The sequence below is a fragment of the Streptomyces sp. NPDC005761 genome, from assembly GCF_040630635.1.
Classification (GTDB): Bacteria; Actinomycetota; Actinomycetes; order Streptomycetales; family Streptomycetaceae; genus Streptomyces.
The window spans coordinates 1-10,388 of the sequence record NZ_JBEXXX010000083.1; the positions used below are offsets into that span (position 1 = coordinate 1).

Below are 10,388 nucleotides of genomic sequence, written 5' to 3' on the forward strand. Positions count from 1 at the left end.
CAAACCCCCCCCCCCTAACGCCCACACACCCCAAGAGGCGCGCCCCCCCCCCCGCGGGGGCCCGCCCCGGCCCCCCCCCCCCCCCCCCGCGGCTGCGTGGCGTATGGATCAGAGCCAGGCCGTTCCCAGGGTCAGCTTCTCGACTCCGGTGACGTTCTGAACGTCGCTGTCGTAGTCGAACTCCTTGTAGGCGGCGCCCCCGAAGTGCGGGCAGGCCATCACCGAGCCTTCGAGTTCGGTACCCGCGTCGGTCTGGAAGGTGACCCACCAGATGACGCAGCCGCCGTCGGGCGCCCCCCAGCCTCCGCCGGGAAGCAGGTCCTCGAGCCAGCCCGTCACGTGAGCCTGCCCGTTCTCCACGCAGACCTTGATCTCGCCCTTGCCGTACGTGTGGGTCTGGCTGTCGGTGACGCACTCGGGCGCCGCCTGGCCGGTCCCGGAGGTGGCCGGTGCGGCCGACGCGGTCGGTACCGCGAGCAGGGCGGTCGCGCCCAGCACTCCGGCGACGGTCGCGGTGCGTATGAATCCACTCATGTCCGTGTACTCCCCTGTAGACAGATGATTGGTCCCGAAAAAAGGGTGTGACTGTTTCTCAGCTGCCTGGCCAGGGATATCCCGGCCGACGGATGCGCGAAGCCCCCGAATACCCGGTCCCCCGAGGGCCGGCGCGGCTCGGATGCTTTCTCCATCCGTGCCGATGCAGCTGTCTTCACTTCGACCGTGGGAATCGGTCGGGCGCGCCTCATCTCCCCGTGCGACGCGCTGCCGTGGCGGGCTCCGTGGCATCGACACCGGCCTGCCGCCGAGATCAACGTACAAGGTCCATTCAGGCGCGCAGAAGATCTAAAAGCGCCCCCGACTGACCGAACGTGCACTTTCCCCTGGGCGGCCGACGTGCATGCGATCGAGCGGACGAAGCAATGGATCCCGGAGGGGTCCGTCCCGTCCGATGCGAAGAGCATGAGGCCCGAGTGCAGGATCCGGCCGCCCGGCACGCCCGCCCGGCAGATGTCCCGGCATGACGTCGGGGCAAGGATCGCCGGCCCGGATGCGGTTCTCGGGCGAATTGGGTCTGTGGGCCCAATACGCCTGCGGGTGACCGTCGTTACGGTGGCCTTATGTCACGGGTGGGGAAGTCGCAGGGTCGGTTCCGTCGGTGGGCTCGGGGTGTCGTGCCGCGTACGGGTGTGCGGTTGCCGGTGGTGCGGCGGCGGGGTGACCGGGGTCAGGGTGCGTTGGAGTACCTGGGTCTGACGTTGGTGGTCGTGGCGATCGTGGGTGCCCTGGTGGGTACGGGGATCGGTGCGGATCTGACGGCGAAGATCGGTGTGCAGGTCTGCCGGATCGGTGGCGGTGGCAACTGCGGTGGTGACAGCGGGAGTCAGGCGCAGGGCGGGGATCAGAATGCTCCGGGGCAGGGGGATCCGGCTTCGGACAAGAATCCTGACGGTTCGCCGAAGTCGCCCGAGCAGGTGGCGTACGACAAGGCGTTGAAGGATCTCCAGGACGCGCAGAAGGACGAGAAGTCCAACAGCGACAAGGCGATCGAGGCGGCGAAGGAACTCGCGAAGATCCTTGCCGACGAGCTCGGGATCACCGACGCGCTGGACTGCATCACCAAGGGCGACATGGGCGCCTGCACGGAGACGTTGATCAACGTTCTTCTCAGCCTGGTCGGTGGTGCGGTCGGGAAACTCGCCGCGAAGTACGGGGCGCCCTGGAAGTGGAAGAAGGCCTACAAGCTCATCCAGGCCCTCAAGAAACACGGCGGCGACCTCTACGACGGGCTCAAGGGACTCATCAAGAGCCGGAAGAAGGTCAAGGACGCCGAGAAGGCCCTGGAAGACGCGGGCAAGAAACTCGACGACACCAAGAAACCCAAGAAGGACGACCCGAAGCCCGACGAGAAGAAGCCCGACGAGCCGAAGACCTGCCCCGCCCGGCACAGCTTCCTCGCAGGCACGCCGGTGCTCCTCGCCGACGGCCGGCGCGTACCCATCGAACTCGTGCAGGTGGGCGACAGGGTCTTCGCCACCGATCCGGGCAGCGGACGCACCCGGGTGCGCAAGGTCGAGCAGGCGATCACCACCTACGACGACAAGCACTTCACCAGGCTGACCTTCCGGACACCGACCGGACCGGGCGTGGTGACGGCCACGGACACCCACCCGTTCTGGGTCGTCGATCAGCGTCGCTGGACGAACGCCGGTGACCTGGCGCCAGGGGCCCGGCTGCGGACCCTGGACGGCCGGACGGCCGTGGTCGCGGGCATCACCCGCTACGACCGGCGCCAGACCACCTACGACCTGACGGTCGCGGGGATCCACACGTACTACGTCGCCGTCGACTCGACAGGGCTCCTGGTCCACAACAACGACCCGGCGATCATCCCGCGGGTCGACAACGCCCGGCTGCAGCAGACGGTCGATGCCCTGTACCACGGGGTCGGCAATGCGAAGCTGGTCGGTGACGGAAGCGCGATGGCCGCGGCGAGCGCCGAGTTCAACGGAGCCGACGGGGTCGAGGGCAGGAACCACCTGAAGAGCACCGCCCAGCTCAAGGCGGCCCTCAACAACTTCCTCACCAAGGACGTCATCCGCCTCAAGGGCGGTAAGAAGGAGACCGTGGTCAGGAGCGAGAAGGACATCAAGACCGCGAAGGCGCTCATCCAGGCGATCGACGACGCCCAGATGGGCAAGTACAAGGGGTACAAGAACTACCCCGGGCTCGAGGAATGCTGATGACCCCAGACATGACCCCCGACGCGACCGGGGATGCGACCGGGGACGCGACCCCGGACATGCCCCCGCACGCTTCCCCGGACGTGCAGCTGGTGAAGGACCTCGTGGCCGGGATCCCCGCCTTCGAGGACCTCTACGAAACGCATGTGTTCAACCAGGACGGGGTGCTGCCCCACGTCTTCTTCTGGGACGTCACCCAGGAGACGGTGCAGTCCTACCTCGGCCTCGACGCGGACGCGCCGGACTGGCGGCACACCCTGCGGTTCCTGGAGGAACAGAGCGCACGGGACGTCCCCGAGATCGACGAGGTCGTGGTGACGTCGTTCCTGGAGTACCTGCCCTTCCCCGGGAAGCCGGGGCACGAGATCGTCGCAGAGCTGGGGCCGGTCCTGGCGGCGAAGTTCGCGAAGGTCCGCCCTGCCGGATGACGAAGACGGGCGGGCCACCCTCCCGTCGGGGAGAGCGGCCCGCTTCGTCATCCGTCCGGCTCGTCGGCCTGCCTACAGCAGGTTGTAGATCTGGAAGCCGTGGCCGATCTTGGCAGGGCTCCCGAACACGCTGCCGGCGTCGCCCGTGCCGGAGTACCGGAACAGGTCACCGTTCGGCTTGCGCGCGATCAGGTCCGCCACGCCGTCGGCGTTGAGGTCGCCGACCGACAGCAGACGGTCGTACGTGTTCCAGCCGGCGCCGATCCGCGTACGGGAGGCGAACGGAGCCTTGTAGTCACCGGTGCCCTTGTAGAGCCACAGGACGCCGGATGTGTCCCGGGCGACGATGTCGGGCTTGTCGTCTCCCGTCAGATCGCCCTGCCCCGCGAGCTGGGTGTACTGGCCCCAGCCGCCGCCGATCCGCGTGCGCGGGGTGAGGGTGCCGTCCGCGTAACCGAGGTAGCTCCACAGCACACCGGCCTTGTCCAGACCGATGAGGTCGGCCTCCTGCGCTCCGCCGATGCTGCCGGGGGACAGGATCGTGGGGTAGATGTTCCAGCCCTTGCCGACATCACTGCTGTGGTACTCGAGGTCGTCGTCGATCCAGCTGTAGGTCAGCTTGCCGTCCTTGTAGACGGTCCAGGTGTGGTCGCTCCACCCGTCCTTGTCGTTGTCGACACTGATCGAGTCGGCGAACGCGTCGAAGCCGGACGTCACGAACTCCCGGGGCCCGAAGCCGCCCTGGTCGTCCGTCCAGTACATGTACAGGTCGCCGGCCTGCTTGGTCACGCCCAACATCGCGAAGCTCGGCGTCTCCACCGTGCCGACCGCGCCGGCGGCCGGAGCCGCCCCCTGGGCCTTTCCGGTCTGCTGCTGCCCGGCACCCGCCGCGGCCTGTGCCCGCTCGGCCGTGGCCACGGGGTCGCCGGAGGCGAACGCAGTGCCGGCCGTTGCGGCCATGGCGACCGTCACGGCGACGGCGGCGAGAGCGCCGCGAACCGTACGGCGGCGTCGAATATTGATCATGGAGAATCCCCCCTGGGATCTGATCAGCCTGCTCAACAGCACGTGGTGCGTACTGCCGTTGAGCGGAAGCCTCTCATGGGGGTGTGACATCACCCCGGCCGGTGCCCGTCTGTCGGTGCCCGGCCGTACGGGTGCCGCCGACTCGCAGAACTCACACCGGGAGGGACCCGGGACGGGTGCCCGCTGCGCGACGTCAGAGTTCACCGAGAACGGGGTGCTTGACGATCCGGCCGTGCGTGACGGAGGGCGCTTTGCCGCCTGCCGGTCTGCCGGCCGGCGGGCCGGATGCGGTACTGCCGCAAGCGGTCTGCCGGTGGGGGATCGATGGCCCGGAGCCGGCTGTACGGCGCGTCCGAGCCGACCGCGCAGCCGTAGCTCACGGGTGCTGCGCCGGGCGTGGGCCGTCGCGTTGACAGCCTGCCCGGCACGTGTCTGTAATGGTCGCGGTGCCACGTGACGCCGGCCAAGAGCAGTGGGCCGGCCGGCAGTCGGGTGAGCATCATTCATTGAGGGGCCCGTCATGAGTTCATACTCCGCGCTCTGCATCTGAGCATCTGACGCAGCGCAGCCGCGCGTCGCCGCTCGTCCCCCCGCCCTCTTCCGTGCGGGTGGCGTGCTGTCCGTCCGCCGGGCCGGGTGGCCGGCGCGTGCGAAGCCTGCGTCCTCATCGGCCATGGCCGCGGCCGCAGCGGCCGACCCGCACTCCCCTCATCTTCCGGAGACAGAGATCCGTATGCCCACGTATGAGAACGAGACGCCCGACGCGTCGCCCGACGCATCGGTCGTCGAGGAATTCCGTGCCAACCAGGGGAAGGTCGGTGGCCTCTTCGAGGGCCGGGACCTGCTTCTGCTGACCACCACCGCCGCGGTGTCCGGGACCCCGCGGACCACCGTGCTCGGCTACGTACGCCGCGATGGTTCGCTCACGGCCGTCGGCTCCGGCCCCGGCACGCCGAACCACCCCGGCTGGTACCACGACCTGCTCGCCCACCCGGTGGTGGGAGTGGAGATCGGCACGGAGAACTACCAGGCGCTCGCCGTCCCCGACCAGGGTGCGCACGGCCAGGAAATGCTCGACCATGCCGTTCCGGCCGCCCACGGAGGCGGTGGCCGTCCGGCGCCGACCGTCCGCGTTCCGCTGCTCGTCGTGCTGGAAGCCGCCGAGCCCGACGTGTGGGAGGGGCGGCCCCGTGAGATCAGGACCCTCGCCGACAAGCTGATGGAGGTCCACACCTGGCTCCGCGGGCAACTGCGTCAGGTGAAGGCGGAGACCGACGCGCACTTCGCCGCCCGCGCGGCCCATCAGGGGCCCGGCGAGCCACCGGCCCCGGGGCTCGGTCTGCAGATCCGGCAGCGCTGCCTGGCGTTCTGCCAGGCCCTGGAGTTCCACCACACCAGCGAGGACGAGCACCTGTTCCCGGGGATCGCGCAGTATCACCCGGGCCTGGCCACCGTCTTCGGCCGGCTGCGCGACGAACACCGCACCGTGGCCCGCATCCAGGCCGAACTGGCGGCCCTGCTGGCCGGTGTCGCCATCGCCGAGCCCCAGCGCTTCCGGACCGAACTCGCGGCGATGTCAGCGGAGTTGAACGCACACTTCGACTACGAGGAGAAGGAGATCATGCCTCTGCTGGCCGACGTCCCCTGGCCGCCCGTGCCACCGGCCGGTGCGGACAGGGGGGCGCCCGCGGCAGAGTGAGCTGACGGTTCGGGCCGGGTGCCGTCCGCGGCACCCGGCCCGGGCATCCGCCGGGGCCGCCCGTCAACCGAACCGCTCCACGGGCGTGCGCCCGCCCGCGCGGAATGCGGTCAGGGCGAAACCGATGTCGTGCGCCGATCCGGAGAAGAGCACCGACCGGTCGGCCGCCACGATGATGGTTCCGCCGCCCCGCACCCGGTGTACGACAGCCACCGCCTCGTCCTCGGGCAGCAGCACATGGCCGAGAGCGGCGCCCGGCGACATGCGGCGGTACAGCGCCTCCCCGAACTCGATGAGCTGTTGCTGCTCCGGTGTGGGCGGGGCGGCGTCCGCAGCCCTCCCGCTCACCGCCACCCGTCCTCACCCTGGACCGCCGCGAGCTCCGCGATCAGGTCCGCGTCACGCATCCCGGGCAGGGTGTATCCCTCGGTCTCGTCCCACGGGACGTCGAGATCATCCATGTGTACGCGCCACTCCGCATCGGGCAGGGCCCGGCGCAACTCCGTTACGGAGTCCAGCACATGAGCGATCACGGGCATCAGGCGACCCGGCTCGAACGGCATCTTGGTGGACCCGTCGACGATCTCCTGCGGCTCGGAGGCGGACGCTTCGTACAGGTACAGGCTCTCCTCCTCCTCGTACGGGAAGGACGCCATGTGCGCGGCGACGACGCACTCGACGGATCGGGACTCGGCCTCGGTCAGCGGTGTCGCACGGCGCGCGTGGTAATAGAGGGAGACGCTCATGACGGGAGCGTACGGCGGAGGTGTGACACCGGCGGCCCGGCCCTGCGCCGGAGAGCGCGGCACGCCGGGCGTCATCACCCCCGTCGCTGAACCCGGCGGGCCCGCCGACCGCACCGGCCCGTTCACGCCTCGGTCAGTCGCCGGATGGTCATCGGTTCGGCGAGGACTAGGTCCAGGACCTGCTTCACATGGCCGAAGTGCGCGGTCGTGAAGTGCTCGGCCAGTGCCGCGGCATCGGTCCACTCCTCCACGATCACCATGCGGGCGGGGCGGTTGGGGTCGGAGTAGGGGCGGTACGCGAGACAGCCCGGCTCGTCCATGGACGGTTCGATCATGGCTTCCAGCGCGGTGCGCAGCCGGTCCTCCTGCCCAGGTGCGGCGAGGCATTCCGCGATGACTGTGAGGGACATGCTGGCGGACTCCTTCGGTTGATCGAGGGGTTTCACGGCCGGACCGGGCCCGTGCCCGCGCCGGACGAGGTGATGGCGACGGCGATCTCGTCGAGGTCGGTCGGGGTCAGCCGCACGGAACCCGCACCGGCCCAGCCGTCGACCTGGGCAGGTGTACGGGCGCCGACGATCGCGCCCGTGATGCCCGGCCAGGCGAGCACCCAGGCGAGAGCGGTCTCCGCGACCGTGGCGCCGTGCCGCGCCGCCACGGGACGCAGGGCCTCGGCGAGCCGCAGATTGGCCGGCAGACCCGCGGTGAAGTCGTGGTGGGCGGCCCGCCAGTCGTCCGCGGGCAGGGCTGCCACGCGTGCCTCGGAGAAGGTTCCGGTCAGGAGGCCGGACTGGAGCGGCGAGTAGACGATGACCCCCGTGTCGTGCGCCCGGGCCCAGGCGATCTCGGCGGCGGCCGAGCGGTTGACCGCGGAGAACGGCGGCTGGATGACGTCGACGTGCGCGATGCGTTCGGCGGCTTCGAGCTGCTCGGGGGAGTGGTTCGACAGCCCGATCGCCCGCACCTTGCCCGATGCCTTCAGATCGGCCATCACCTGCCAGTACTCCTCGAGCGGAGTGGCGTTCGAGGACACCGCCCCCGTTCCTCCGCCCGTGTACGCGAGGGACTCGCCGGTGTCCGGCCAGTGCACCTGGTACAGGTCGATGTGCTCGGCACCGAGCCGCCGCAGCGAATCCTCCACCTCGCGACGCACGCTCGCGGGCTTCATGACGCGGCGCGGGGCGGCCTGGGGATCGGCAGGATCCCAGACGAGACCCGCCTTGGTGAACACGTAGGGCCGTTCGGCATCCGACAGACCGGCCAGGGCCTTGCCGACCAGCTCCTCGGAGTGGCCGAGACCGTACACGGCGGCGGTGTCGATCCAGTTGACGCCGCAGTCGAGGGCGTGACGGATCGCGGCGACGGACTCGGCGTCGTCGGTGGGCCCCCAGCTGAACCGCCAGCCGGAACCGGAGACCGCCCAGGAACCGAAACCGAGGCGGGAGATGTGCATGCCGGTGCTGCCGAGTGCGGCGCCGGGAAGGGAGGTGGACGTCATGACGGTCTGCTTTCCTCACGGTCGGACGGGCCGGTCGCCACGTCGTGCTTCCACCCTGGCCGTCCGTCCCCCGGCCACCCAGGGCCCGCCCGTGCCTGGGCACGGGATGACCAGGCTGCGCGAGTGAACTCGCCCGCCCGACCGCGATACTGGGTACATGGCACTGGACCGACGCGCAGAGCTGGGTGAGTTCCTCCGGTCCCGCCGGGCACGGCTGCGGCCCGAGGAACTGGGGCTGCCGGACTACGGGGGCCGCAGGCGGGTACCGGGCCTGCGCCGGGAGGAGCTGGCACGCCTGGCCGGCGTGAGCGTGGACCACTACGTACGGCTGGAGCAGGGACGTACGCTCCACTTCTCCGAGGCCGTGCTGGACGCCGTCGCGCGTGCGCTGCGGCTGGACGCCGTGGAGCGCGCCCACCTGTACCGGCTGGCCCGTCCCTGGCCGGGCCCCGGGCAGACCGCCGAGGCGCCGGGCCCGCAGCAGGTACGGCCGGGGCTGCGCAGGCTCCTGGACTCCGCCGGTGACGTACCGGCCTACATCGTCGGCAGGAACACCGACGTGCTGGCCTGGAACAGCCTCGCCGCGGCCCTGATCACGGATTTCGGCGCGCTCCCGCCACGGCAGCGGAACAAGGCCCGCCTGGTGTTCCGGGACGAGGGGATGCGCAGCCTGTACGCGGACTGGCAGGGCAAGGCGGCCGACGTCGTCGCCTACCTCCGCCTCGACGCGGCCCGCCACCCCGCAGACCCCGCGACGGCCGAGCTGATCGACGAACTCAGCGCCTCCAGCCCGGAGTTCCGTGAACTGTGGGCCGAACACCGGCTCAAGGACAAGACCCACGGGCGGTACGCGTACCTTCACCCCGTCGTGGGCCGCCTCGACCTCGGGTTCGAGACGCTGAGGCTGCCCGACGACCCGGACCAGGCCCTGATCGCGTACACGGTGGAGGAGGGATCCGCCTCCGAGACCGCTCTGCGGCTGCTGGCGGTGTGGGCGCGCGAGAGCCTGCCCGTGACGTGAGCGCGGCCGTTCCGCCGCGCGGGTCCCGGCCGCGCCCGCCATCCGGAGCAATCGGGTGTACCGGGCGTGAACGGGAGCAGAAGAGGATAGGCAGCACACGGCGTGCCGACGGGCGCCCTCCCGCTGCCTCCCCCCGGAGAGCACCCGACCGTGCCCGCCCTCCTACGTCCCCGGAGCCCGATCCGTGTTCACCAAGACCAACGGCACCCGCACCGGGGCGCCGGCCCGGGCGGCCGGGCGGCCCGGAATGCCACGGCACTGGCCCGTCGCGCTCCGGCGGACGCCCGTCTCCCTGTGGAACGACGACATCTCGGACTGGGCGGCGGCCCTCACCTACTACGCCATCCTCGCGCTGCTCCCCGCACTCCTGGTGACGGTGTCCGTCATCGGGCTGACCAACCCGGGGGCCACGGAGGCGCTGATCGCCGACATCACCGCGTTCGCTCCGGCGGAGTCAGGGGCCGCCCTGCGTCAGCCGCTGGAGGCGGCCACCCAGCAGCGCACGGCCGTCTGGCTGCTGGTCGCGACCGGGAGCGTCAGCGCGGTCTGGTCCGCGTCCAGCTATCTGGCCGTGTTCCGGCGGGCCCTGCACGCGATGCATGGTGTCCGCGACACCCGGCCCGCCCTGCGCCAGGCCCACATCATCGTCGCCTCCGCGATCGGGCTGCTGCTCCTCCTGATGACCAGCGCCTTCGCCCTCGTGCTCTCCGGGCCGCTGGCCCGCTGGCTCGGGCACCGGATGGGGCTCCCGCACCTGGGGGACGCCGTGTGGGCGGTGCTGAAGTGGCCCGTACTGCTCTGTCTGGTCGCCTGCCTGATCATGGTCCTCTTCCGGACCGGGCCGGCGTCCGCGCGCGGTACGCGGCAGGGGCTGCCGGGCGGGGTGCTGGCGGCTCTGCTGTGGCTGGGGGCCTCGGCGGGATTCGCGCTGTACGCGACGTACATCGGGTCCTACAGCCGGCTGTACGGCTCACTGGCCGGGCTCGTCGTGTTCCTGATCTGGGTGTGGTTCACCAACCTGGCGCTGCTCGCCGGCGCCCAGTTCAACGTCGAGCTGGACCGGGCGCGGCGCGCCGGCCCCGAAGGGCCCTGAGGGCTGTTCCGCGATCCTTGGCGGGCGCGCGGACTACGGGGCGGCCCTAGGGCGTGTTTCGAAAGTCCCGCCTGTCCGGCGACGCCTGGCACGCACGCTCGCCGCGTTGTCGGGATCACCCCGATACGCCCAGTAT

Annotated in this window: 11 protein-coding genes; 5 read left to right on the top strand and 6 right to left on the bottom strand. The window is 70.6% G+C overall.

What is annotated here, in order from left to right:
• Positions 1–108: 108 nt before the first annotated feature.
• Entirely contained in the window at positions 109–534 is a 426-nt protein-coding gene (locus tag ABZ434_RS35525; RefSeq protein ID WP_359146064.1) for a hypothetical protein, read from the bottom strand.
• A 731-nt stretch (positions 535–1,265) separates the two neighbouring features.
• On the opposite strand from ABZ434_RS35525, the gene ABZ434_RS35530 reads away from it, so the two are divergent.
• On the top strand, positions 1,266–2,741 hold the full coding sequence (locus ABZ434_RS35530) for a Hint domain-containing protein (protein WP_359146067.1): 1,476 nt from the start codon (positions 1,266–1,268) through the stop codon (positions 2,739–2,741).
• Positions 2,741–3,169, top strand: a complete 429-nt coding sequence (locus ABZ434_RS35535; protein WP_359146070.1) for a hypothetical protein — start codon at positions 2,741–2,743, stop codon at positions 3,167–3,169. Before ABZ434_RS35530 ends, ABZ434_RS35535 begins: the two co-directional genes overlap by 1 nt.
• Before the next feature lie 72 nt (positions 3,170–3,241).
• On the opposite strand, the gene ABZ434_RS35540 is transcribed toward ABZ434_RS35535, so the two are convergent.
• On the bottom strand, positions 3,242–4,195 hold the full coding sequence (locus ABZ434_RS35540) for a VCBS repeat-containing protein (RefSeq protein WP_359146073.1): 954 nt from the start codon (positions 4,193–4,195) through the stop codon (positions 3,242–3,244).
• A 733-nt stretch (positions 4,196–4,928) separates the two neighbouring features.
• On the opposite strand from ABZ434_RS35540, the gene ABZ434_RS35545 reads away from it, so the two are divergent.
• Complete coding sequence (locus ABZ434_RS35545; RefSeq protein WP_359146076.1) at positions 4,929–5,894, top strand: nitroreductase/quinone reductase family protein; 966 nt, start codon at positions 4,929–4,931, stop codon at positions 5,892–5,894.
• Positions 5,895–5,957: 63 nt separating this feature from the next.
• Here ABZ434_RS35545 and ABZ434_RS35550 read toward each other — a convergent pair whose 3' ends face one another.
• From ABZ434_RS35550 to ABZ434_RS35565, 4 genes are all read right to left on the bottom strand, one after another.
• Positions 5,958–6,242, bottom strand: a complete 285-nt coding sequence (locus tag ABZ434_RS35550; RefSeq protein WP_359146079.1) for a hypothetical protein — start codon at positions 6,240–6,242, stop codon at positions 5,958–5,960.
• Complete coding sequence (locus ABZ434_RS35555; RefSeq protein WP_359146082.1) at positions 6,239–6,640, bottom strand: hypothetical protein; 402 nt, start codon at positions 6,638–6,640, stop codon at positions 6,239–6,241. Before ABZ434_RS35555 ends, ABZ434_RS35550 begins: the two co-directional genes overlap by 4 nt.
• A 122-nt stretch (positions 6,641–6,762) precedes the next feature.
• The gene (locus ABZ434_RS35560) at positions 6,763–7,050 is read right to left on the bottom strand and encodes a putative quinol monooxygenase (protein ID WP_359146085.1); all 288 of its coding nucleotides are present in this window, start codon (positions 7,048–7,050) and stop codon (positions 6,763–6,765) included.
• Positions 7,051–7,082: 32 nt separating this feature from the next.
• The gene (locus tag ABZ434_RS35565; RefSeq protein WP_359146089.1) at positions 7,083–8,138 is read right to left on the bottom strand and encodes an aldo/keto reductase; all 1,056 of its coding nucleotides are present in this window, start codon (positions 8,136–8,138) and stop codon (positions 7,083–7,085) included.
• 157 nt (positions 8,139–8,295) lie between these two features.
• Here ABZ434_RS35565 and ABZ434_RS35570 point away from each other — a divergent pair, with 157 nt between their 5' ends.
• On the top strand, positions 8,296–9,159 hold the full coding sequence (locus ABZ434_RS35570; RefSeq protein WP_359146091.1) for a helix-turn-helix transcriptional regulator: 864 nt from the start codon (positions 8,296–8,298) through the stop codon (positions 9,157–9,159).
• 247 nt (positions 9,160–9,406) lie between these two features.
• Entirely contained in the window at positions 9,407–10,252 is an 846-nt protein-coding gene (locus ABZ434_RS35575; RefSeq protein ID WP_359146092.1) for a YihY/virulence factor BrkB family protein, read from the top strand.
• The last annotated feature ends 136 nt before the right edge of the window (positions 10,253–10,388 follow it).

Bases quoted from the DNA above. Each gene is read 5' to 3' on its own strand.
- ABZ434_RS35565 (WP_359146089.1), bottom strand. From the start codon at position 8,138: ATGACGTCCACCTCCCTTCCCGGCGCCGCACTCGGCAGCACCGGCATG.
- ABZ434_RS35535 (WP_359146070.1), top strand. From the start codon at position 2,741: ATGACCCCAGACATGACCCCCGACGCGACCGGGGATGCGACCGGGGAC.
- ABZ434_RS35575 (WP_359146092.1), top strand. From the start codon at position 9,407: ATGCCACGGCACTGGCCCGTCGCGCTCCGGCGGACGCCCGTCTCCCTG.
- ABZ434_RS35545 (WP_359146076.1), top strand. From the start codon at position 4,929: ATGCCCACGTATGAGAACGAGACGCCCGACGCGTCGCCCGACGCATCG.
- ABZ434_RS35555 (WP_359146082.1), bottom strand. From the start codon at position 6,640: ATGAGCGTCTCCCTCTATTACCACGCGCGCCGTGCGACACCGCTGACC.
- ABZ434_RS35560 (WP_359146085.1), bottom strand. From the start codon at position 7,050: ATGTCCCTCACAGTCATCGCGGAATGCCTCGCCGCACCTGGGCAGGAG.
- ABZ434_RS35540 (WP_359146073.1), bottom strand. From the start codon at position 4,195: ATGATCAATATTCGACGCCGCCGTACGGTTCGCGGCGCTCTCGCCGCC.
- ABZ434_RS35525 (WP_359146064.1), bottom strand. From the start codon at position 534: ATGAGTGGATTCATACGCACCGCGACCGTCGCCGGAGTGCTGGGCGCG.
- ABZ434_RS35570 (WP_359146091.1), top strand. From the start codon at position 8,296: ATGGCACTGGACCGACGCGCAGAGCTGGGTGAGTTCCTCCGGTCCCGC.